At 63.2% G+C, this 23,684-nt stretch carries 16 protein-coding genes; 9 read left to right on the plus strand and 7 right to left on the minus strand.

Translation table 11 applies throughout. The features are described from left to right. Positions 1 to 62 precede the first annotated feature (62 nt). Entirely contained in the window at positions 63 to 1,157 is a 1,095-nt protein-coding gene (gene mtnA, locus NMG80_RS14735) for an S-methyl-5-thioribose-1-phosphate isomerase (RefSeq protein WP_254018761.1), read from the minus strand. Next, a complete protein-coding gene (mtnK, locus tag NMG80_RS14740) occupies positions 1,154 to 2,425 on the minus strand; it encodes an S-methyl-5-thioribose kinase (RefSeq protein ID WP_254018762.1) in 1,272 nt (423 codons plus the stop codon). The genes mtnA and mtnK overlap by 4 nt, the downstream gene beginning before the upstream one ends. Before the next feature lie 137 nt (positions 2,426 to 2,562). Here mtnK and NMG80_RS14745 point away from each other — a divergent pair, with 137 nt between their 5' ends. The 3 genes from NMG80_RS14745 to NMG80_RS14755 all read left to right on the plus strand — a co-directional run bounded on the left by NMG80_RS14745 (position 2,563) and on the right by NMG80_RS14755 (position 6,247). Continuing rightward, positions 2,563 to 4,074: a sugar ABC transporter ATP-binding protein gene (locus NMG80_RS14745; protein ID WP_254018763.1), complete on the plus strand. Its 1,512-nt coding sequence runs from the start codon at positions 2,563 to 2,565 to the stop codon at positions 4,072 to 4,074. 35 nt (positions 4,075 to 4,109) lie between these two features. After that, a complete protein-coding gene (locus NMG80_RS14750; protein WP_254018764.1) occupies positions 4,110 to 5,129 on the plus strand; it encodes an ABC transporter permease in 1,020 nt (339 codons plus the stop codon). A gap of 62 nt (positions 5,130 to 5,191) precedes the next feature. Next, positions 5,192 to 6,247 carry a substrate-binding domain-containing protein gene (locus NMG80_RS14755; protein WP_254018765.1) on the plus strand — a complete coding sequence of 352 codons (1,056 nt, stop codon included), beginning with the start codon at positions 5,192 to 5,194 and terminating at the stop codon, positions 6,245 to 6,247. Between the two features lie 69 nt (positions 6,248 to 6,316). Here the strand turns inward: NMG80_RS14755 and NMG80_RS14760 are convergent, their stop codons facing one another. Beyond that, a complete protein-coding gene (locus NMG80_RS14760) occupies positions 6,317 to 8,371 on the minus strand; it encodes a bifunctional aldolase/short-chain dehydrogenase (RefSeq protein WP_254018766.1) in 2,055 nt (684 codons plus the stop codon). A gap of 85 nt (positions 8,372 to 8,456) precedes the next feature. Next, a complete protein-coding gene (locus NMG80_RS14765; protein ID WP_254018767.1) occupies positions 8,457 to 9,422 on the minus strand; it encodes a sugar-binding transcriptional regulator in 966 nt (321 codons plus the stop codon). Positions 9,423 to 9,707: 285 nt separating this feature from the next. Here NMG80_RS14765 and NMG80_RS14770 point away from each other — a divergent pair, with 285 nt between their 5' ends. After that, on the plus strand, positions 9,708 to 11,345 hold the full coding sequence (locus tag NMG80_RS14770) for an acyl-CoA synthetase (protein WP_254018768.1): 1,638 nt from the start codon (positions 9,708 to 9,710) through the stop codon (positions 11,343 to 11,345). Between the two features lie 158 nt (positions 11,346 to 11,503). Further along, complete coding sequence (locus tag NMG80_RS14775) at positions 11,504 to 11,707, plus strand: GIY-YIG nuclease family protein (protein ID WP_254018769.1); 204 nt, start codon at positions 11,504 to 11,506, stop codon at positions 11,705 to 11,707. On the opposite strand, the gene NMG80_RS14780 is transcribed toward NMG80_RS14775, so the two are convergent. Next, a complete protein-coding gene (locus NMG80_RS14780) occupies positions 11,682 to 12,035 on the minus strand; it encodes a VOC family protein (protein WP_254018770.1) in 354 nt (117 codons plus the stop codon). The two genes, NMG80_RS14775 and NMG80_RS14780, sit on opposite strands and share 26 nt — an antisense overlap. Before the next feature lie 298 nt (positions 12,036 to 12,333). On the opposite strand from NMG80_RS14780, the gene NMG80_RS14785 reads away from it, so the two are divergent. From NMG80_RS14785 to NMG80_RS14800, 4 genes are all read left to right on the plus strand, one after another. Further along, on the plus strand, positions 12,334 to 12,942 hold the full coding sequence (locus tag NMG80_RS14785; RefSeq protein WP_254018927.1) for a TetR/AcrR family transcriptional regulator: 609 nt from the start codon (positions 12,334 to 12,336) through the stop codon (positions 12,940 to 12,942). Positions 12,943 to 13,013: 71 nt separating this feature from the next. After that, complete coding sequence (locus NMG80_RS14790) at positions 13,014 to 14,153, plus strand: efflux RND transporter periplasmic adaptor subunit (RefSeq protein WP_436798620.1); 1,140 nt, start codon at positions 13,014 to 13,016, stop codon at positions 14,151 to 14,153. 249 nt (positions 14,154 to 14,402) lie between these two features. Next, positions 14,403 to 17,558 (plus strand): efflux RND transporter permease subunit, encoded by a 3,156-nt coding sequence (locus tag NMG80_RS14795; protein WP_254018772.1) that lies wholly within the window; start codon positions 14,403 to 14,405, stop codon positions 17,556 to 17,558. 68 nt (positions 17,559 to 17,626) lie between these two features. Next, positions 17,627 to 19,120, plus strand: a complete 1,494-nt coding sequence (locus NMG80_RS14800; RefSeq protein WP_254018773.1) for an aldehyde dehydrogenase family protein — start codon at positions 17,627 to 17,629, stop codon at positions 19,118 to 19,120. A gap of 164 nt (positions 19,121 to 19,284) precedes the next feature. On the opposite strand, the gene NMG80_RS14805 is transcribed toward NMG80_RS14800, so the two are convergent. Continuing rightward, on the minus strand, positions 19,285 to 20,994 hold the full coding sequence (locus tag NMG80_RS14805) for a trimethylamine N-oxide permease (protein WP_254018774.1): 1,710 nt from the start codon (positions 20,992 to 20,994) through the stop codon (positions 19,285 to 19,287). Between the two features lie 239 nt (positions 20,995 to 21,233). Beyond that, entirely contained in the window at positions 21,234 to 23,603 is a 2,370-nt protein-coding gene (locus NMG80_RS14810; protein ID WP_254018775.1) for a trimethylamine N-oxide demethylase, read from the minus strand. Positions 23,604 to 23,684: the final 81 nt, after the last annotated feature.

The raw sequence follows: 23,684 nt of genomic DNA on the forward strand, positions 1-23,684 counted from the left end.
GCCGGCAGTCTTGATGTCCAGGGTCCGCTGCCAACGTTTCAGCAGTAATCTTGGAAGCCGGATCATCCCCTTCCGGGAAACATCGCCTTCAGGCCGTCGCGCGACGCCTTGGCGACGCCGCGTTCGGTGATCAATCCGGTGACCAGCCGCGCCGGCGTCACGTCGAAGGCCGGATTTGCCGTGGGCGTCGTCTCCGGCGAGATGCGGACCTGCGCAATCTCGCCATTCGCGCTCTTGCCCCAGACCAGCGAGACCTCGTCGCCGGAGCGCTGTTCGATCGGGATTTCGGCCAGCCCGTCACCCACCGTCCAGTCGATGGTCGGCGACGGCAGCGCGACATAGAACGGCACGTCGTTGTCGGCCGCGGCCAGCGCCTTCAAATAGGTTCCGATCTTGTTGCAGACATCGCCGTCGGCGGTGGTGCGGTCGGTGCCGACGATGACCATGTCGACCTGGCCGCGCTGCATCAGATGGCCGCCGGCATTGTCGACGATCAGCGTATGCGGCACGCCGTGGCCGGCCATCTCCCATGCGGTCAGCTGGGCGCCCTGGTTGCGCGGGCGGGTTTCGTCGACATAGACATGAACGGGAATGCCGGCTTCCGTTGCAAGATAGATCGGCGCCGTGGCGGTGCCGTAGTCGACGGTGGCCAGCCAGCCGGCGTTGCAGTGGGTCAGGATGTTGACCGGCTCGCCCGGTTTTTTGCGCGCCGCGATTTCCCTGATGATTTCGAGCCCGTTGACGCCGATGGCGCGGTTGAGGCCGACATCCTCGTCGGCGATTTCGCCGGCGCGCCGGTAAGCAGCCTCGGCGCGCCGTCCAGATGGAAGCGGCCGCAGGAAATTGCGCATCTCATCGAGCGCCCAGCGCAGATTGATCGCCGTCGGGCGGGTTTCGTGCAAAGCCTCCCAGACGCCGTCAAGTGCCGCATCGGAAGGGTCGTCGGCCATCTGCATCGCGACGCCATAGGCCGCGGTGACGCCGATCAGCGGCGCGCCGCGCACCCACATGTCGCGGATCGCCGTCGCGATGCCGGCAACGGTGCCGACCTTTTCGACGCGGAAATCATGCGGCAGCCAGCGCTGATCGATGATCTCCACCGAACGCCCGTCGTCGCTCAGCCAGATGGTGCGGTAGTGGCGGTCGCCGACGTTCAAATTCTGTTCTCCCGTTCGATCAGCGCGGCCAAATTGTTTACCTCGTCGATGCTGTGGATCTGGCGCCGGTTGACGGCGATGTGACGGCCGAATTTCAGCGCCTTCGCCTCACATGTGGCGCGCAGATCGGCGTCGGCAATGGTTTCGAAATCGGCATTGTGGGCGAGGCCAAGTATGCGCCGGTGCACCTCGACGCCGGCAAAGCCCAGCATGTCGGTCCAGATCTGGTGCAGCATGTGGTCGAGCGCCTGTTCGGCGCCGAGCCTGTCGCCCTGATCCTCGAACAGGCTTTTCTGGTAGAGCATGCCGGTGCGCTCGGTTCGCCACAGATGCGAGAACTCGCTGCGGAACACCGACCATGTCTCGACCGTCACGCCGATCAGATAGGCGCGCATGGCGTCGCGCTTTCCGTTCTGCTCGTGGCCGCGCTGCGAGAAAAACGCCATCCAGAAATTGGCGAGCAGCATGCCTACGTCGAAGGCGATCGGGCCGTAGAAGGCGAATTCGGGATCGATCATCCGCGTTTCTGTCTCGGTGACCATGATCGAGCCGGAATGCAGGTCGCCGTGCAGCAGCGTCTCTGCATTGGCGGCAAAGATGTGCTTCAGCCGCTGCGCCTCGACCTTGAGGTCGCGGTCGGCGCGCAATTCTGCGACGATGCTGTCGAGTTGCGGGCTTGTATGCCGGTTCATCCTGGCGTCGAAATATGGGTCCGAGAACACCAGGTTCTCGGTAATGTCGCAAAGCTCGACGTTGTCGGCGAACAGTGCCAGATCGGCCTTGCGATCCTTGGTCGCCATATGCAGGTCGGAGCCGCGAAACAGGGTGCGGGCCATGAACAGGCCGATGTCCCTGGCGATGTTGGGCAGTTGCCGGCCCTCGATCAGCGCCCGCCGCAGGATGATGTGCGGCGACAGATACTCCATGATGATCAGCGCCTGGTTTTCGTCGAAGTGATGGATCGCCGGCACCGAGCCGGGCGCTCTCGCGTCTTGCCGCGTCAGGGCGTGATATTCGAAGAAGGAGCGTTTCAACGGCAGCGGCCAGCTGTCGCCGACCAGGCGGACGTAGGGCAGGGCCTGCTTGACGACGGCCGCTCCCTGCGCACCTTCGACGATGAACACCAGGTTCAGATTGCCGTCGCCGACCTCGCGAACCTTCCAGCGGCTTGTGTCCTTGCCGATATGCGAGCACAACGCCTCGTTGGCGCCGAGGCGTGCTGCCAGGGTGTCGACCGACAGTGCTTCGAACGGCAATTTCCCAGTCATCCTCACCCTCCCGCTGATGTGCCTCCCATCATAGTGGAGCCAAGGCGGTTGGTCCAAGCTAGGAAGCCCTCTGGCAATTGTCAATCGTGTTGACAATTGCCGGAACAGCCCATAGCGTCGTCGCCAGGGAGGAACGAATGGGCAATGATGCCGTGTTCCGCGTCGACTGCCTGAGGAAATCCTTCGGCCCTATCGAGGTGCTTGGCGGCGTCTCGCTCGATTTGCATGCCGGTGAAGTCGCCGTGCTGATGGGCGCCAACGGCGCCGGCAAATCCACCCTGGTCAAGATCATCAGCGGCGTCTACGAGCGCGGCGGCGGCACGATGAGCCTTGCCGGCCAAAACTTCGCGCCGAAAACGCCGGCGGGGGCGATCCGCGCCGGCGTCGTCACGGTTCATCAAAACATCAATGACGGTGTCGTCGCCGACCTCGACGTCGCCACCAATTTGACGCTCGACAGGCTGAGCGGCAGCGGCGCGCCGATCCTGTTCAATCCAGGCCGGGTGCGCCGCGAGGCAAAGGCGGTTGCCGACCGCATGGGGCTGATGATCGATCTGAAAGCCCGGATCCGCGATCTCTCGCTGGCCGATCGCCAGATGGTGGCGATTGCCCGCGCCATGGCGCATCGGCCGAAAGTGCTGATCCTTGATGAGCCGACCTCCTCTCTGTCCAGCGCCGAGGCCGACCGGCTGTTCGCGCTGCTCGACAGGCTGCGCGAGCAGGGCGTCGCCATCCTCTATATCTCGCACCGCATGTCGGACATCAGGCGGCTTGCCGACCGGATCGTCTCGATGCGGGACGGCGTCGTCTCAGGCGTTTTCGACAGGAAGCCGCTCGATTATGAAGGCGCGGTCAACGCCATGCTCGGCCGCAAGATCCACCTCGATCGGATCGTCGCCAGGAATTCGGCCAGGCCTGTCCTGACGATCGACGGGTTGCGCATTGCCGAAGGTTCCAGGCCGATCTCGCTGACGCTCGGCGACGGCGAAGTGGTCGCCATCACCGGCCTCGTCGGCGTCGGCAAGACCGCGCTCGCCGAGACGCTGTTTGGCGTCCGCAAGCCGCTCACCGGCACCATGGTGCTGAACGGAAAACCCTATGCACCGGGGTCGACAGGCGAGGCGATCGCCGCCGGCGTGTTTCTCGTCGCCAAGGACCGGAGCGAAAACGGGATCGTCGGCGACTTTAACATCCAGGAAAATATCAGCCTGCCATTCCACAAACGGATGTCGCGTCTGAGCGTCCTCAAGCGCCGCATCGAGCGCGCCACCGCCCGTCAGCAAATCCAGGAATTGGGCATCGTCTGCCGCTCGGAGAAGGACGAAATGTCGGCACTTTCCGGCGGCAATCAGCAGAAGGTGATGGTCGCCCGCTGGATGTCGCAGGCGGCAAAATTGTTCATCCTAGACGAGCCTTTTCAGGGCGTCGACATTTCAGCCAGGCGCGATATCGCCGCCAAGCTGCGGGCGAGCGCCAACGGCCGTGCGACGCTGCTGTTCGTCACCGAGCTCGATGAGGCACTGGAGACCGCTGACCGCATCCTGGTGATGTCGGAGCAGACAATCGTCGGCGAACATCGCAATGCCGATATCGACCTCGAGCGCCTGCTGGCCGAAGTGGCGGGCGGGCCGTTGCACAGCGCAGCGTGAGGCGGGCAGATAATGGGACGTGGAACGGAGAGGGCATGAGTTCGGGTTGGGAAAGGATGGCAGCCGCGCGCGACCATGCCATTCGCTATGGCTTCATCGTTCTGCTGTTCGGGTTGATCGCCTATTTCGCCATCGCCGCCGATGGCTTCGTCTCGCCGCAGAGCGCGGTCTTCATCTTTCAGTCCGTCGCCATCACCGGCGTGCTGGCGCTCGGCGTCACCGCGACCCTGGTCGTCGGCGGCTTCGACCTGTCGATTGGCTCGGTCGCCACCAGCGCCATGATGGCAGCCGCCTATGTCATGGTGGTGCTGGAGCAGAACGCCGTCGTCGCGGTCGTCGCCTGTCTCCTGATCGGCGCCATCGTCGGGCTCATCAATGGCTGGCTGATCGTCTATACGCGCGTGCCGGATCTCCTGGCGACGCTCGGCATGATGTTCCTGCTCGTCGGCTTGCAGCGCATCCCGACCGAGGGCCGCTCGATCGCCACCGGCATGACGATGCCCGATGGCTCGGTCGCCAACGGCACATTCGGCGCCGCCTTCCTGGCGCTCGGCCGCCACCGCTTCGATTTCTTCATCCCCAACCTCATCCCGGTTTCGGTCGTCGTCCTGCTCGTGCTTGCGGTGCTGATCTGGTTCTTTCTTGAATACACCCGTTTCGGCCGCATGATGTATGCGGTCGGCAGCAACCAACGGGCTGCCGAGCTCGCCGGCGCGCCTGTCAAGGCATACAAAATCTGGGCCTACGTTATTTCAGGGGTTTTTGCCTCGATCGGTGGCATTTTGCTCGCTGCCCGGCTTGGACGCGGCGACATCGCCTCGGGTAATAATCTCCTGCTCGACGCTGTCGCGGCGGCGCTCATCGGCTACGCGGTTCTTGGCGCCGCCAAGCCGAACGCCTTCGGCACGGCTGTCGGCGCGGTGTTTGTCGGCGTGCTGCTGCAGGGCCTGACGATGATGAACGCGCCCTACTACACGCAGGATTTCATCAAGGGCGTGGTTCTCGTGGTTGCCCTGGTCTTCACCTTCGCCCTGTCCGGCAGGGGCAACAGGTAGGATTTCGACGGATAGGATTTTCGACCGCCTCAAATCTGAGTTCAACAAGTGGAGGAGACACCATGAAGATCACAAGAAGACTTTTGGCGAAGGCAGCACTCGGGCTTGCAGGTGCTGCGCTGCTGATGCAGCTACCGGCAATGGCGCAGGACAGGCCGGCGCCGTTCGACAAGCCCGGCGCCGTCAAGATCGCGCTGGTACGCTATCTCTCGACTGGTGACTTCTTCCAGGCCTATCTTTCCGGTGTCGAAGCGCAGGCCAAGGCGCTTGGCGTCGATCTGCGCGTCCTCGACAGCCGTCAGGATGCCGCCCTCCAGGCGGACATGGTCGACCAGGCCATCGCGCTCGGCGTTCAGGGCATCATCATCCAGCACGGCTTGACGGAATCGATGAAGGAAGCCGCCCAGCGCGCGGTCGACGCCGGCATCAAGGTCGTCGCCTTCGACGTCAACGTCGAAAACCCCAAGATACCGCAGATCGAGCAGTCCGACCGGGACCTTGCACGCCTCGCGCTCGAGCAGGCAATCAAGGACAATGGCGAGAGCTGGAAGGCCGGCTATGTCTATGTCGCCGGCATTGCGCCGCTCGACCGCCGCAACGAGACCTGGGTCGAGTTCAAGAAGAAATATCCGGGCATCAACGAGGCGGCGATGTTCGGCACGCTCGACAATCCGATCGCCAATTCCGTCGCCAACCAGGCCCGCTCGGTGTTGTCGGCCAACCCCGACATCAAGGTCATGTTCGCGCCCTATGATGAATTCGCCAAGGGTGTGAAGATCGCCGTCGACGAAGCCGGCCTGTCCCAGGACATCAAGATCTATTCGGCCGACATCTCGACATCCGACATCGCCGCGATGCGCGAGCCCGACAGCGCCTGGGCGGCGACGGCCGCAACCAATCCGGCCGTCGTCGGCCAGGTTTCGGTGCGCGCGCTGGCGCAGCTTTTGGCCGGCGAGGACCCCGGCCACAACGTCATCGTGCCGCCGACGCTGATCACCCAGAAGGACCTGCTCGACAAGGACATCAAGAACATGGAAGACCTCTCGGCCAAGCTGCCGCAGTTCGCCCACGCCGATGTCGCGATGCCGGCCTGGATGCCGAACCCGAACGCGAAGTAGCTCTTTTTCGCAGGCAAAAGAAAGAGGGGCTTTCGGGCCGCTCTTTCTGCGTCTGGACTGTTCTTGGGCCTACCGCAACGCTGCCGCGATGTTGCCGCCATCCACCGTCGTCACATTGGCGGTGGTGCGCTCTGCCAGCGCCTGATGCAGGAAGGCCTGGGCGACGTCTTCGGCCGTCACCTCCTGGCCAAGCAGATTGCCCGCCATATATTCCTTTTCCGACACGCCGCGGGCGCTCGAACGGCTGGCGATCATCGCGTCGGTCAGCAGACCCGAACGGATGCGGTCGGCGTTGACGGCGTTCGAGCGGATGCCATGGGCGCCGTAGTCGACAGCATATTGCCTGGACAGGAACAGCGTCGCCGCCTTCGGCATGCCATAGGCGCCGAACTTCGGACCCGGATTGATCGCCTGCTTCGAGGTGTTGAACAGAAGCACGCCGCCGGTGCCCTGTTCGAGCATGATGCGCACCGCATTCTGCGCCGCCGACTGGTGGGCGAAGAAATTGAGTTCGAAGCTCTTGCGCAAAGTGGCGTCGTCGAGTTCGCCGATCCTGCCTTCCCAGGCCGCACCGGCATTCGACACGAGGATGTCGAGGCCACCGTAGACGGCGACGGCCTTGTCGAAGGCAGCGCGCATCTGCGCCGGATCGGTGATGTCGGCGCCGACACCGATCGAACCGTTGCCGGCCTTTTTTGCCGCTTCCGCCGCCCTCGCCGCGTCGAGATCGACGACGACCGCATGAGCGCCGTTGTCGGCGAACAGTTTTGCCGTGGCGGCACCGATCGCACCAGCGCCGCCGGTGACCAGCACAACCTGGCCGGTCAGCGGCTTCGGCTTGTTGGAGGCGAGCTTGGCCTGTTCCAGCGACCAGTATTCGAGCGGGAACAGGTCGGCTTTGGACAGTGGATGGAAATCGCCGACCGCTTCGGCGCCGCGCACCGCCTCGATCCACATCTCACCGACGTCGGAGGCAATCTTCGCGTCCTTCAGCGTGCGGCCATGGCCGAACATGCCGAGCCCCGGTACCAGCGTCAGCCGCGGCATCTGGTCAAGCATCGTGCGCTTCGCATCGTCGAGCGCGTCGTTGGTTTCGAAGTAGGCGCGATAATCCCTGGCGAATTCTTCGACATGTTGGCGGATGACGGATTTGTAGTCGCCGATCTTGTCCGCATCGGGCGCCGGCAGCGCCATCGGCCCGGTCTTGATGCGGATCGACAGGTCGGGTGTCGACACGCCACGCCCGGCATAGTCGGCAATTTTTGCCGAATTGATGAAATCGACGATCGCGTCCGAAGTGCGGAAATCGCTGATCATGCGATCGAAGCGGCCTTCGCCGCGCGCTACCGCCACTGCGCCGCGCAGCATCGGCGCAATCTCCGCAGGCTTCGCCAGCCTGGCCGGCAAGGCGGCTTTCTCGGTGCGTGGCTTGCCGTGGCTGGCGATGAAATCCTCGGCGACGTTCACATAATGGATCATCCGGTCGTAGGCCTGCTTGGCATCGTCGCCGAAGGTGAAAATACCATGCTTGTCGAGGATCAGGCCTTCGACCGTCGGGTCGGCGTCGAAGACATCGGCAGCCGCCTTCGCCAGGTCGAAGCCCGGCATGATGTAGGGCACGAACCCCATCCTGTTGCCGAACACCTTCTTGCTCAGCGCCTCGCTGTCGTCCTGGTCGACGATGGCCAGGATGGCGGTCGAGTGCGTATGGTCGACGAATTTATGCGGCAGGAAGGCGTGCAGCAGCGTCTCGACCGAAGGGTTGGGCGAAGACGGATCGATCAGGTTCACCCGCTGCAGCGCCACCATGTCTTCGTCGGAAAGTTTTTTGAGCGACCGCGCCTTGAGCAGCGCGCCGAGCTTGACCGCCGGCAGGCCCTGCGGCTCGATGACGCCCATGTCCCAGCCGCTGCCCTTGACGCAGAGCACGTCCCATTCGTCGCCGACGAGGTCGGTAGCCTTTGTCTTGCACGATGTGTTGCCGCCGCCATGCAGGACAAGCCGCGGTTCGCCGCCCAGAAGCCTGGTCGTGTAGACGCGCAGCGCCAGATCGCGGGCAACACCCTTCATTGCATAGTCGGCAACCAGCTTTTCTGCGTCGCCGTCATTCCACAGGTTCTTCATGTTCGCTTCGTCCGATTTCTCTTCGTTTGTGAACAGGAATGCCGCGACGCCTTGATGACAATGCCTCCGCGGCGGCTTGTGTTCTCTAGGCGACCTTTTCTGCTGCCGGTCCGGCGTGATCGAGAAGCCGTCGCGCCATCCGGGCGCCGACCACCAGATGCGTGCATAGCCCACCCGCGATCGCCGCCACCAGCGGCCCGAACTTGCTGTCCTCCTGCACCACCACGAGACGCTTTTCAATCTTGCGCAGCGATGACAGCTCCGCCGAAATGATCCGCCGGTTGTAGCTGCAGTCGAGCGCCTTGCCTTGCGCGTCGATGATCTGACCGGCGATGACGCCGGCAGCCCCGGCACGACGCAGCACCTCCATTTCGCTGGCAGTCAGCGCGCCGCATTTGACGACATGGCTGTCGGCGTCGACGGTGCCGACTGAGTAAAGCGCCAGATTGCAGGCACTGATGCCCGACAACTGCTCGCGGATCACCGGCTCGGCGCGCAGGCCGCGCGCCAGTTCCTCTGTCGTCAGCACCAGCGGCGCATAGAAATTGAGTCCCTTGGCATTGAGCCGGCGGGCGATTTCCATGGTGCATTGGTCGGGCCGGTAGGAATATGGAGCTCCGAGATTTCCGCAGAGCTGCACCACCGTGACATCCTGCAGATCGGCATAGGACATGACGTCGGCGATCGTATAGATGGTCCGTCCCCAGGCGACGCCGATGCGATCGCCCTTCTTGATCAGCTCGAGAAAGACGCTGGCCGCCAGCACCGCGATGTCGGTCGACGGATCGGCGACATGGCCGTTTTCCGGCGCGATCCAGACGGCATCGAGCCTCAATGCGTCTTCGAGCTTGCGCGCCATGACGTCGTCGGTGAAAAGCTGGGTCGAGGTCGAGATGTTGACGATGCCGGTCTCGCGCGCCTTGCGCAGATACATGGCGACCGAGGCCCGGGAAATCTTGAGCTGGCTGGCTACCTGGTCCTGGCGCAGGCCATGGGCATAGTAGAGCCAGGCGGCCTTGTGGATAAGCTGTTCTGCCGGTCGGATCGCCATGCCATCTCCTCGCTGACATTATTCACGGCTGTCGACAAAAGTCAAACCGAGCTAGGGTAAACGATGCCCTTTCGCTTGCTTTATCTAGATCATCATCGTGCCAAATGCGCCTATCGTGGCATCGTTGGTGGTGACGGGCCGGAAGCCTGTGAGTAGAAGGTCACAATCAGACATTACAGTGCCGCGCGTCCTTCCGGACGCGCAGAGGACGCTGTTACACTTTGATCTTGCGCATGCCCCGAAAATCGGTTCCGATTTTCGGGGCATGCGCCAGGGGAGGACGGGATGGGCAATCCCTACGAACAGGATCTCGACCGGAATCCAGCCAACCACCAGCCGCTAACGCCGCTTAGCTATCTCGAGCGGGCGGCAAAGACCTTTCCCGACCATGTCGCCATCATCCATGGTCGCCAGCGCACGACCTATCGTGATTTCTGGCGGCGGTCGCTGAAGCTTGCTTCGGCGCTCTCCAGGCGCGGCATCGGCAAGGGCGACACCGTCACCGTCATGTTGTCCAACACGCCGCCGATGCTGGAAGCGCATTTCGGCGTGCCGATGACCACGGCGGTGCTGCATTCGCTTAACACCCGCCTCGATGCCGCCGTCATCGCATTCCAACTCGACCATGCCGAAACCAAGGTGCTGGTCGTCGATCGCGAGTTCGCAAATGTCGTCAGCGAGGCGCTGGCGCTGGCCAGGGTAAAACCGCTGGTCATCGACTATGACGATCCCGAATACGCCACTGATGCCCCTTATCCCAAGGGCGAGCGGATCGGCACGCTCGACTACGAGGACTTCGTCGCGGGCGGCGACGAGGATTTCGCCTGGTCGATGCCCGACGACGAATGGGACGCGATCTCGCTCAACTACACCTCCGGCACGACAGGCAATCCGAAGGGCGTCGTTTATCACCATCGCGGTGCGGCGCTGATGGCCTACGCCAACACCATTCATGCCGGGATGAGCAAGCACGCGGTCTATCTGTGGACGCTGCCGATGTTCCACTGCAATGGCTGGTGCTTTCCATGGACGCTGGCCGTGCAGGCCGGCACCCATGTCTGCCTGCGCTGGGTGCGACCGAAGCCGATCTACGACGCCATCGCCGATCACGGCGTCACCCATCTGTGCGGCGCGCCGGTGGTGATGTCGGTGCTGATCAACGCCAGCGACGAGGACAAGCGGCAATTTCCGCAGACGGTCACCTTCAGCACCGCCGCGGCACCGCCGCCGGAAGCCGTGCTGTCGGGCATGGCCGACGCGGGTTTTGCGGTCACCCACCTCTATGGCCTGACCGAGACCTATGGCCCGGCCGTCGTCAACGAATGGCATGGCGATTGGGATGGGCTCGAGAAGGGCCTCAGGGCGGCCAGGAAGGCCAGGCAAGGCGTGCGCTATGCCGCGCTCGAAGATCTGACAGTGATGGACCCCAAGACGATGGAGGAGACGCCGGCCGACGGCGAGACGATCGGCGAGGTCATGTTCCGCGGCAACATCGTCATGAAGGGCTATCTGAAGAACCGCAAGGCGAGCGACGACGCCTTCGCCGGCGGCTGGTTCCACTCGGGCGACCTCGGCGTCATGCATGCCGACGGCTACATCCAGCTCAAGGACCGCTCCAAGGACATCATCATTTCCGGCGGCGAGAACATCTCCTCGATCGAAGTCGAGGAGGCGCTCTATAAGCACGGCGCCGTCGCCTCCTGCGGCGTCGTCGCTAGGCCCGACGACAAATGGGGCGAGGTGCCGGTCGCCTATGTCGAGCTGAAGCCGGGCAGGACGGCGACCGAGGCCGAGATCATCGATCACTGCCGCGCGCTGCTCGCCCGCTTCAAAATGCCGAAAGCAGTGATCTTCGCCGAAATCCCGAAGACCTCAACCGGCAAGATCCAGAAGTTCCGGCTGAGGGAGATGGCCAAGGGGTAGGTAGGTCAGGCCCCCCTTTCAGCGGCAAATCTCAGTGGCAAATCGCAAACCTCTAGGATTAGCTGATACATCGCTTCACTTCGTCATCCTAGGGCGGAGCAAGGAGCGAAGCGACGCGGCGCAGACCCTAGGATCCATGCCGTCACATCAGCCGAAGAATGCAGCGGCCCAGAACGGCGCTTGCATCAGCAACAACCATGGCCGGCTATGCCTATATGACCGCAAGCCTGAAGCGCGGCATGATCTATATCGGCGTCACCAACGATCTTGGCCGCCGCATGCCGGAGCACAAATCCGGGCAGGGTTCGCTTCACCAGCGGCTACGGCGCGCAGCGACTACCGAAGATGCGAGAGCACGTTGACCAGCTTGCCGGTCGGGTCGGCAATGAAGAAGCGTCTTACGCCCCACGGTTCGTCGGTCAAATCATAGACCACTCTGCAACCGATCTCGTTTGCGCGAAGATAAACCGCGTCGACATTGTCGACCTCGATCGACAGATCTGGGACCGGGGTGCCTGAGCAGCCCTCGCTGGCGATGCTGATCTGGGGGACGGTGGTTTCGCTGGACGCCAGCGTGACGAGCCAACCGTGATCCATGACGGCGTCGAGCCCGAACAAGTCGGTATAGAACTTCCGAACATCCGGAATGCTGTCTGTTGCGATATTCGGGACGATGCGCAGGACGGTCATTCCATATCTCCTCCACAGCCTGGATGATAACGCATTGCTGCGCGCTGCGGAGTACGTCTCGAATAAATAAGGCGCCGATCACCTAAGCCGCAGAGTGCCCCAGATGGTCTTGGAGGGCCGGCGGGGTGCCTGTGCACGGCCCGCAGCAGGCTTCGTTAACGCTATTCACGCCCAGGTTGTATCAACAGATGTCACCGGTCGCCCGGACAGGTAACATCGGCTGTTGACAAGCGGGCGATTTCGAATTACGAGTGACGAAATTCTAAATTCGTCACTCGTAATGAGCTAATGAAACATGATGCATGACACCCTCGACACGACGGCAGACCTGGTCCGGCAGGAGAATGTCGCGCGCATTCTCGATTGCGCAGAGCGACTGTTCCGCCACTACGGCTACGGCAAGACCAATGTCGCCGACATAGCGCGTGAACTCGGCATGTCCACGGCCAACATCTACCGTTTCTTCGCCTCCAAGGTTGAGATCCACCAGGCCGTTTGCGGCCGTATGCTCGCTACCTGCTACCAACTGACCTACGACGCCTGCCATAGTCCCGGAACGGCCAGCGAAAGGCTTCGCCGCTACGTGCAAACGCATTATCAGTGGACCCGCGACACCATGCTCGACCAGGAGAAGGTGCACGAAATGGTCGTCGTCGCCATCGAACGCGATTGGCATGTCATCGAGAAGCATATCGACAGGATCCGCGGCTTGGTCGAGGAGGTGATCCGCGAGGGAATCGCGGCCGGCGAGTTTGCCGACCAGGACCCGGAAGTCGCTTCGCGGTGTTTCGGCGCCGCTATCATCAGCCTCTGTCATCCGCAGATGGTCGCCCAGTGCCTTGCCAAGAACAACCGGGCGATGCCGGACGAGCTTATCGAGTTTGCCATCAGGGCTTTGAAGAAATGACCGGCGTCCGCCGGGCGGCGACAATCCATCTCCAGTTCGGGAGTACGCAAGTGTCTTTGTCCAAATCCATCATGAACAGGCTGCCGGCCATTGGTCCGGCTCTGGTCGTCGTCGCGGCGCTTGGGCTCGCCGGTTGCTCGCAAGAAAAAGTGGAAGTCAAGGAGGACATCGTCCGGCCGGTCAAGGTGGTCGAGATCGCCAAGGCGAACGATACCCGTGAGCTCTCCTACTCCGGATCGGTGCGCGCCCGCACCGAGATGAATCTCGGGTTCCGCATCAACGGCAAGATCACCGAGCGCCTGGTCGACATCGGCCAGCGCGTGAAGCCGGGCGACGTTCTGGCCCGCATCGATCCCGCCGACTACGACCTTTCGGTCAACAGCGCCGAGGCCAGCCTCGAGGCCGCCGAGCGGCAGGTCGAGACAACGGGCTTTGCCCACCGTCGTGCCGAACAGCTGTTTGCCAAGAAGTTCGCCTCGAAATCGCAGCTCGAACAGGCGACGCTCAGCTATGATCAGGCGGTCGCCACCCGCAATTCCGCCCGCTCATCGCTTGACCAGGCGAAGAACCAGGTCCTCTACACCGACCTTAAGGCGGACAGGAACGGCATCGTCACGTCAGTCACCGCCGATGTCGGTCAGGTGGTCGGCTCCGGCACGCCGGTTGTGACCGTTGCCGTCGATGGCGAAAAGGAAGTGCTGATCGCCGTGCCGGAAACGGATATCGCTCAGTTCAAGCCGGGCAAGGACGTCAAGGCAAGCTTCTGGTCCGACGATGCGCTGACGCTCGACGGCAAGGTCCGTGAAGTCGCCGGCAGCGCCGATCAGCAGTCGCGTACCTTTGCCGTTCGCGTCAGCCTGCCCAACGATCCGCGCGTGCTTCTCGGCATGACCGCGAATATCCAGGCTTCGGCCGCCAACAACAGCCTGCAAAGCGTATCGATCCCGTTGAGCGCGCTGGCGCAAAAGGACGGCCAGCAGATCGTCTGGACCGTGGACCGCAACGGCGAGACCGTCCATGCGCGTCCGATCAAGGTTGCCGAGTTCACCGCCGACGGCGTGCATGTTGCCGAAGGATTGAAACCCGGCGATGTCGTCGTTGCGGCGGGCACGCAATTCATGACCGAAAATCTGAAGGTCAAGCTGGCTGGCGATGCGGTGCAACAGTCCGCGTCAGCGGACGATGGCGACGCCGTCAAGCGCGTGCGCTGACGGCCAGGCATAAAACGGCTTTTCCTCGCATCGGCGCAAGCCGCGAGGTCAAGCGGTTAACGGTTTCCGGGCGGCAGGTGCCCGATTGTCGAGACGTCAGGTCGATGTGCCCCCCCGACATCGATCCTAGCGCCCCACCGCGATGAGTGTCTCTCCGCTCGGAAAGCCTCGCCGCCCGGAAGCCAGCATTAGAAGCTCCGTGGGCATGCCATGTGCGTGCGCTGACGATCAGACAGATGGACTGGCGCTATGACCACCGACACCACCGACCCCCATGAAAAACGGCCCTTCAATCTTTCGCGCTGGGCGATCGGGCACCCGAGCATTGCGCGGTTCCTGTTCGGCCTGATCATCGTTGCCGGTGCGCTCGGCCTGATGCGCATGGGCCAGAAGGAAGATCCGGATTTCACCTTCCGCGTCATGGTCGTCCAGGCGGTCTGGCCCGGTGCCTCGATCCAGGAGATGGAGGACCAGGTCGTCAACAAGATCGAGCGCAAGCTGCAGGAAACGCCGCATCTCGATTTCGTCCGTTCCTACACGCGCGCCGGCAGCGCCATCATCACCTTGCAGGTGGAAGGCGACACCAATCCGACGCAGGTCGCGGATGCCTTTTACCAGGTACGCAAGAAGGTCGGCGATATCGCCAATGAGCTGCCCCAGGGGCTGCTTGGGCCCTACTTCAACGACGAATTCGGCGACACTTTCATCACCTTGCATTCGATCAGCGGCGATGGCTACAGCTATCCCGAGCTGAAGAAATTGGCCATCCAGGCGCGTGACATGCTGCTGACCACGCCCGGCGTCGAGAAGGCCGTGATCATCGGCGACCAGCCGGAAAAACTCTATATCGACGTTTCGTCCAAGGTGCTTGCCGAGCGCGGCCTGACGCTCACCGATCTGCAGAACGCGATCAAGGGCCAGAACAATGTCGATCCGGCAGGCTCGGTCGACACCGGCCAGCGCTCGGTGCGGATCTGGGTCGAGGGCAGCGTGACGGAGGCGGCCGACATCCGCGAACTTCGCCTGCGCGCCGGCAACCAGGTGACGCGCCTCGGCGACATCGCAACCGTGACCACAGGTCTCGAAGATCCCTATCAGCGCAAATACCGCTTCAACGGCCACGACAGCGTCCAGGTCGGCGTCGTCATGGCCAAGGGTTTTAACGTCACCGATGTCGGCGAGGCGGTCGAGGCGACCTACCACCGCTTCGAAGAGGCCTTGCCTTACGGCGTTTCGGTCGATCAGATCGCCGACCAGCCGGAAGTCGTGCGGGACGCGGTGGGCGAGTTCATGACTGCGCTTGGCGAGGCGCTGCTGATCGTGCTCGTCGTTTCGTTCCTGACGATCGGCTGGCGTTCGGGCCTGGTGATCGCGATCACCATTCCTCTCGTTCTGGCCGCCACCTTCGCCATCATGTACGAGATCGGCATCGATCTGCAGCGCATTTCGCTTGGCGCGCTGATCATCGCGCTCGGCCTGCTCGTCGACGATGCGATGATCGTCGTCGAAATGATGGAACGCAAGCTGGAGGAAGGAATGGTCAAGATCGAGGCGGCGAGCTTCGCCTACACCTCGACGGCCTTCCCGATGCTGTCCGGCACGCTGATCACCACAGCCGGCTTCATTCCGGTCGGCTTCGCGGCCTCTACGGCCGGTGAATACGTGCGCACGCTGTTCTATGTCGTCGGCATCGCGCTGGTCGTCTCCTGGTTCGTGGCGGTCTACTTCACGCCGTGGCTCGGTCACATGATCCTCAAGCAGCGAAAACACGCCGGCAGCCATCACGATGTCTTCGACACGCGCTTTTATCGCCGGCTTCGCGCCACCGTCAGCTGGTCCGTGCGCCACCGCATTATCGTGCTGGTCATAACGCTGGTGACCTTCGTCACCTCGCTGTGGGCGTTCCAGTTCATCCCGCAGAATTTCTTCCCGCAGTCGTCGCGTCCGGAAATCCTTGTCGACCTCTGGCTGCCGGAAGGTACCAGCATCAAGGAAGTCGAGACGCAGGCCAAGGCGCTCGAAACCAGGATGATGGACGACAAGGACAAGCGCTTCATCGCCACCTATATCGGCGAGGGCGCGCCGCGCTTCTTCCTGCCGCTCGACCAGCAGCTTCGCAATCCGAACTTCGCCCAGCTTCTGGTGATGGCCAATGACGAACCGGCCCGCGAGCGGCTGATCGTCAAGCTGCGCACCATTCTGGCCGAGGATTTCCCGTCGGTCCGCGCCAAGGTCGACCGCCTGTTCCTTGGGCCGCCCACCGGCTGGCCGGTGCAGATGCGCGTCATGGGCCCGGATCGCCAGGAGGTGCGCCGCATCGCCGACGAGGTGAAGGCGAAGTTCCAGGCAAATCCGCTGCTCGGCGCCGTCCACGACGACTGGCTGGAACCGGTGCCGGAGATGAAGCTGGTGATCGACCAGGATCGCGCCCGTGCGCTCGGCGTCACCTCGCAGCGCATCCGCCAGATGCTGCAGGCGACCATGTCGGGAGCGCCGCTCGATGATTTCCGCGATGGCGAGGAGACGGTTTCGATCGTCGCTCGCGAGCCGGAGGCAAGCCGCCACCTGCTGTCGGCGGTCGACTCCATCTCTGTCCCGACGGATTTCGGTGGCTTCGTGCCGCTGTCGCAGGTCGCCAAGATCGTCCCGGTGCTGGAGCAAGGCGTCGAATGGCGACGCGACCGCCTGCCGACCATCAGCGTGCGCGCCACGCTGCCGGACGGCGTGCAGTCGAACGATGTCGTCATGAAGATGTACAGCGAGATGCAAGGCCTGCGCGACGGCCTGGCACCCGGCTACAACATCGAGATCCAGGGCGGCGCCGAGGATTCGGCCGAAAGCCAGGCCTCGATTGCAGCGAAAGCTCCAATCATGCTGGCCGTCATCGTCGTGCTGCTGATGATCCAGCTGCAGCACTTCGGCAAGGCGATGCTGGTGCTGGCGACCGGTCCGCTCGGCATCATCGGTGCAGCGGCGGCACTTTTGATCAGTGGCGCACCGTTCGGTTTCGTCGCCATTCTCGGCGTCATCGCGCTGCTTGGCATCATCATGCGCAACTCGATCATTCTGGTCGACCAGATCGACCAGGACATCGCAGCCGGCATGGAACGCTCGGAGGCCATCATCGGCTCGGCAGTCCGCCGTTTCCGGCCGATCATGCTGACGGCGCTGACGGCAGTCCTGGCGCTGATCCCGATTTCGCGCGGCGTCTTCTGGGGTCCGCTCGCCTATGCCATGATGGGCGGCATTCTCGTCGCCACCGTGCTCACCATCCTCGTCCTTCCGGCAGGGTATGCCTTGTGCTTCGGCAGGGAGCGCAAGAAGGTCGAGGACGCGGAGCCGGCCGCCGAGCCGAAACTGGCGGAAAACGACGACCAGCCGCAACTGCCCCTGGCGGCCGAATAGAGTTGTTGGCAGACGTGACGTCCAAGGGTTAAATCCGCCCACCGGCAGGAGCGCTGGAGGAGGACGTCATGACCTTAGCTCAGGCACCGGTGGCGCTGCGCCAGCCGATCGACGGACGCCACCGCAAGATGTTCGTCGATGGCGCCTGGGTCGACGCCCGCTCGGGCCGCACCATGGAGACCCGCAATCCGGCCACCGGCGCGGTTATAGCCACGGTGCCGCGCGGCGACCGCCAGGACGTCGAGCTGGCGGTGGCCGCGGCGCGCAGAGCCTTCGACGGGCCGTGGAGCCGGTATAAGCCCTATGAGCGGCAGGTGCTGCTGCTCAGGATCGCCGATCTCTTCGAAAAGCACTGGGAGGAGATCAGCCGCTCGGACACGACCGACATGGGCATGCCGATCGTGCGCACCCTGGCCAACCGCAACCGCGTCATCGGTATGCTGCGCTATTACGCCGGCATGGCGACCTCCCTGCATGGCGAGACCGTCGAGAACTCGCTGCCGGGCGAAATCGTCTCCTTCACCCGCAAGGAGCCGGTCGGCGTCGTCGGCGCCATCATCCCGTGGAACGCACCGACGGCCGCTTCGATCTGGAAGATCGGACCGGCGCTTGCTACCGGCTGCACGGTGGTGCTGAAACCGTCGGAAGAGGCGCCGTTGACGCCACTTCTGATCGCCGACATCATGAACGAGGCCGGCGTTCCGCCAGGCGTCGTCAATATCGTCACCGGCACCGGCCCCGAGGCAGGCGCGGCACTTGCCGAGCATATGGGCGTCGACAAGATCGTCTTCACCGGCTCGACGGCAACGGGTCAGTCGATCGTCCGGGCGTCGGCCGGCAACCTCAAGCGCGTCTCGCTGGAGCTTGGCGGCAAGTCGCCGGTCATCGTCTGCGCCGACGCCGATCTCGACAGGGTGGTGCCGGTGGCGGCGATGTCGGTGTTCGCCAATTCCGGCCAGATCTGCATCGCCGGCTCGCGCCTGTTCGTCGAACGCTCCATCCACGACGAGTTCGTCGCGCGGCTGGCGGCCTATGCCGAGGGTCTCAGGATCGGCGACGGCATCGATCCGGCGACCGAGATCGGCCCGCTCGTCTCCGAAAAGCAGCTGCAACGGGTCGCCTCGTATCTCCAGGCCGGCACGGCGGAGGGCGCGACCCTCGTCACCGGCGGTCAACGCCTAATGGAGGGTGCGCTGGCCGCCGGCAATTTCGTCGCGCCGACGGTTTTTGCCAGTGTCTCTGATGACATGAGGATCGCGCGCGAGGAGATCTTCGGGCCGGTGATTTCGGCGCTGCCGTTCGATACGCTCGACGAGGCGGTCGAGCGCGCCAACAACACGCCCTACGGTCTTGCCGCCGGGGTCTTCACCCGAAATGTCGCCACCGCCCATCAGCTGTCGCGAAAAATCCGTGCCGGCTCAGTCTGGGTGAACACCTATCACGCCATCGATCCGGCCGTGCCCTTCGGCGGCTACAAGATGAGCGGCTACGGCCGCGAGGGCGGTGCCGAGCACCTCGACGAGTATCTCAACACCAAGGGCGTGTTCATCAAGATCGACTGAGTCCTCACGCAGGATATGGCATGAAACGAAAAAACCCGCCTCGGCGGCGGGTCATCGGTGCCAATCGGCACTACAGCTAAGTCCCTAGCATAACTGCCGGCACAAAGCAAGAACAAACGTGCAAGGGATCGACGCATCGCGCGCTCGATCCCTTGAGGCGGAGGTCAGATGACGAACAGCCAGTTGGCGAGCAGCATCACCGCGACGCCGGCGATCAGCGTCAGGTAGGGTAGGATGCCCGCCTTTCTGACGGCGAGATCGGATGAGGTCATGCCGAGATCCGCCAGCATGTGGTCGGGGAATTTGCCCTTGTCCTGAATGTAATGCCGGAAGCAGAACACCGGGATGATCAGGGCAGCCGTGATCAGCCCTGCCCACAGCGCCATCGGGTTCCAGATCTTTGCACCGGCGCCCATGAAGATCATGTTGACATAGGCAAGGATGGCGCCGAGGCCGAGCAGCCAGCTCGGTGCTTTCCACGGCCGCGCGATATGGCCGTTGTCGATACGGTGGATCCAGCCGGCATTGAGGTTGAGGAAGTTGAAGATGATGTAGCCGCAATTCGACACGGCGAGGATGAAGAAGAAGCTGGTTGCATCTGCCGAAGCGATGGCCAGCACGGCTAGGTTGAAGATCAGGTCGGTCCACATGGCGCGGGTCGGGGCGCCATGCTCGTTGACGTGGCTGAGATAGCGCGGCAGCCAGCCGTCGACGGAGCCTTGGTAAAGCGTGCGCGAGGAACCCGCCATCGCCGTCATGATGCAGAGCACCAGGGCCAGGATCATCAGCATCACCAGAAGGCTATGGATCAGCTGTCCGCCGCCGACCATCCCGGCCAGCGCATCGGCAACGCCGGAGCCGTCGACGATCGGGGTCGCCAGCATGCCGTTCAAGCCGAGCACGCCCTGGAAGGTGAACGGCACCAGAATGAACAGCAGCATGCACAGCAGGCCGGAATAGAAGATCGCCTTGAAGGTGTCGGTGCCGGGGTTCTTGAACTCGGACGTGTAGCAGACGGCGGTCTCGAAGCCGTAGGTCGACCAGGCGGCGATGAACATGCCGCCGAGAACGAGCGTCCAGCCGGCAATGTTCCACGCCCCGGGCTCGGGCGCATAGGCGGCCGCCAGCGGCACCAGCGGCGAAAAATTCGCCCAGTCGATCTGGCCGGTGACGATCGGCACGACGCCGACGATCAGCATCGGAATGATGACGAGTAGGCCGATATATTTCTGCACGTTGGCCGTGCCCAGGATGCCGCGATGCTGGATGGAGAAGATGATCAGCATCAGCACGGCGCCGATGAAGAAGGTGGCGTTGAAGGTGAAGGAGACCGGACCCAGCGTGTGACCGTAGAGCGTCCAGTTGCGGATCGCCGGTGTGGCGGCGGCGCTCACCGCCGCGGTGGCGTCGGCGGCACTCGCCCCAGCATTAGCCGCGATATAGGCGGCAACTTCCGGCGAGGTGTCGGTAAACAGCGGCACCGGCGCCAGCGCGTTGAGGATGTAGGCGGCGGCGATCGAGCAGCCGAGCGACAGCACCGGCGACCAGGCGAACCAGTTGCACCACACCGACAGCGGCGCGATGAACTTGGAATAACGGAGCCAGGCGGTGGCGCCATAAATCGAGGCGCCGCCGGACTTGTTAGGAAACAGGCCGGCGATCTCCGCATAGGTGAAGGATTGCAGGAACCCCATGATCATGGACACCGTCCAGATCAGGAAGGCCAGCTTCCCGGTCGTGCCGGCGATGCCGCCGATCGAAAACAGGACAAGGGCGGGAACGCCGCTTGCCACCCAGAAGGCGCCGCGCCAATCGATGTTGCGGTGCAGCTGCCCTTCGGCAGGCGACACCAGGGCAGAGACTATCGTGCTCATATGCGTGCATTCCCCACTTTTTCATGTTCCCCATCGGCGACGGCCGACACCTCGCGATGCGCCACCGGCGCACGCGTTGAACGACCTCTGGCGTTTTCCGCTCAGTAGTATTTTTTTCTTGGCAGTGAAGATTGATCCGTCCCGCTTTCACGTCAAGCGTTTTGTGAAGCTGTGCACATCCCAGGTGTGGAACAAGCTCTTACCTTCTCCCACAGGGTGAGAAGGCAAGGGTACTGCCGTCAGGAGCGCGGCCTGATCTTTTGCGGGTCGTAATGGGCAAAGGCGACGACGCGCGCCGGCAGCCGCTTGCTGTGGCCGTCAAGCTTGCCGATCTCGACCTCGGTGCCGATCGCGGAATGGGTGACGTCGAGTCTGGCCAGCGCGATGGTCTTGTTCAGCACCGGCGAGCGCATGCTCGAAGTGATTTCGCCGATTTGGGCGCGGCCGACATGGATGCAATCGCCATGGCCGACCGCGACATTGGCGTCGATGTCGAGGCCGACCAGCTTTCTCTGCGGGTTTTCCTTTCGCCGGATCAGCGCCTCGCGCCCGATGAAATCGTCGGTCTTGGTCTTCAGCGGCACGGTGAAGCCGATGCCAGCCTCGAACGGATCGGTCTGGTCGGAAAATTCATAGCCGGCAAAGATCAGCCCTGCCTCGATGCGCACCATGTCGAGCGCCTGCAGTCCCATCGGCTTCAAGCCATGCGGCTGGCCGGCCTCCCAGATGGCGTCGAACACCTTTTCGGCGTCGCGCGGATGGCACCAGATCTCGTAGCCGAGTTCGCCGGTGTAGCCGGTGCGCGAAACGACGACGGGAATGCCGTTGCCGCCGCCGATGCGGGCGACGGCGAAACGGAACCATTCGAGTTCCTCGATCGACGGCTGCAGCGGCGACGTCCAGATGATTTCTTTCAGGATGTCGCGGCTTTTCGGTCCTTGCACGGCGACATTGTGCATCTGGTCGGTCGACGAGCGCACCAGCACGTTGAGGCCGAGGCTCGTCGCGGTGTCGCGTAGCCGTTCTCCGGAAAGATCGTCGCCGCCGACCCAGCGGAAATTGTCCTTGCCGAGCCTGAGCAGCGTGCCGTCGTCGATCATTCCGCCATGCTCGTAGCAGATGGTCGAATAGACAACCTGGCCGACGCCGAGTTTCTTGATGTCGCGGGTCAGCGTGTATTGCAGCAGCGCTTCGGAATCCGGGCCGGTGACCTCGAACTTGCGCAGCGGCGACAGGTCCATGATCACGGCGGCCTGCCGGCAGGCCCAGTATTCGTCGATCGGATCCGCTTTGGCGAAGGAATTGGCCAGCCAATACCCCCTGTACTCGACGAAGTTGCGGGTGTGCTTGGCAAAGCTCGAATGAAATGATGTCTCGCGGGTCATTTTCGGTTCCGAATCGGGCGTCATGCGTCTGGCGATCGCTCGCGAGAATTTGTGCTGACCGGAATAGGTCCGCACATGGATGTCGGTCAGGTTCCAGCCATTGGCCGGCGTTGTGTCGTCGGGACAGGCCGACGAGACGCAGACGATGTCGGTAAGCGCCCGCAGCAGCACATAGTCGCCAGGCCGCGACCATGGCTCGTCGGAAACCATGACGCCATGCGCATCGATCGCCGTGTTGAAGAAGAAATTGATCGCCATCCAGCCGGCGCGGGGGTTCACTCCCTTGTCGGCAAGCGCGCGGTTGAAATTCTCCGAGCAGTTGGGGTGACCGGGATAGCCGATGTCGTCGTAGTATTTGGCGGCGCAGGCGAGCGCGAACGCATCGTGCCGGCCGCATGTGTCCTGCACCACCTCGACCAGCGGCTCCATGTCCTGGTCGTAATATTTCGAGTGCAGGCCGGGCACCGGATAGTTAGAGCCCATCAGCGTGCGGGTCGTCGTCACGTCGAGCGGGTGGTCGCGTCCCTTGTCGAGCTTGCGCGCCGAAAAACACTGGAAGTCGGTGCATTGGCGCCCGTCGACATCGATGATCTGTAGATAGTCGCCGGCTTTGACGAAGTAGGATTCCGCGGTCGCCGAATGGACACGCAGGTCGAGCACCGGGTCGGCCAGCGGGTCGCCAAGCCTGGACTTCGCCGCCGGACGGATCGTCGCGCGCCGGACGATGACGCTGAGCGGCGTAGCCGTGTCGTGGCCATTGACGAGCATCGGCCCTCCCGGTGCGGCAATGAGCATCGAGCCGTTGCGGACGACAGCAAAACTTTCTTCGGTGCCGGCCGGAGTGGCGCCACCGAAGATGCGAACCGCCTTTGGCTGATCGAGCTGCACCTGGCGTCGCTCGAGCCCCCGGCGCAGCGCCGTCAGGCTGTCGTCGCCATCGGTCAACAGCGCCTTGATGCCGGCGGCGTTGCTGTTCGATTTCTCGCCGAAAATGCCTGCATCAGGCACGCCGCTCTTGTCCCATGCCAGCAGCTCGCAGGCCTGGCCGCCCTCGACGTTGCGCACGCTGATCGTGTCGCCGGCCTCGATGTCGATAAGCACCGCGCCGTTGCCGTGAATAAAATAGCGCTCCATGCCAGCCGGCAGCGCGATCTCGCCGGGCCGCAGGATCAGGCTCGGCCGGGGCGGTCCGGCGACGACGGCGGGGTAGGGCGACTGGTTCATCTCAACCCTAGATTTGAGAAACAAGTTTGCCTGTGCGTAAAATTATTTTAGCGGGAAGAATAGCAGTGCTTGCAGTTTTGG

Origin of the sequence: Mesorhizobium escarrei, assembly GCF_935825525.1 — a bacterium.
In the GTDB taxonomy this organism is placed as follows: domain Bacteria; phylum Pseudomonadota; class Alphaproteobacteria; order Rhizobiales; family Rhizobiaceae; genus Mesorhizobium; species Mesorhizobium escarrei.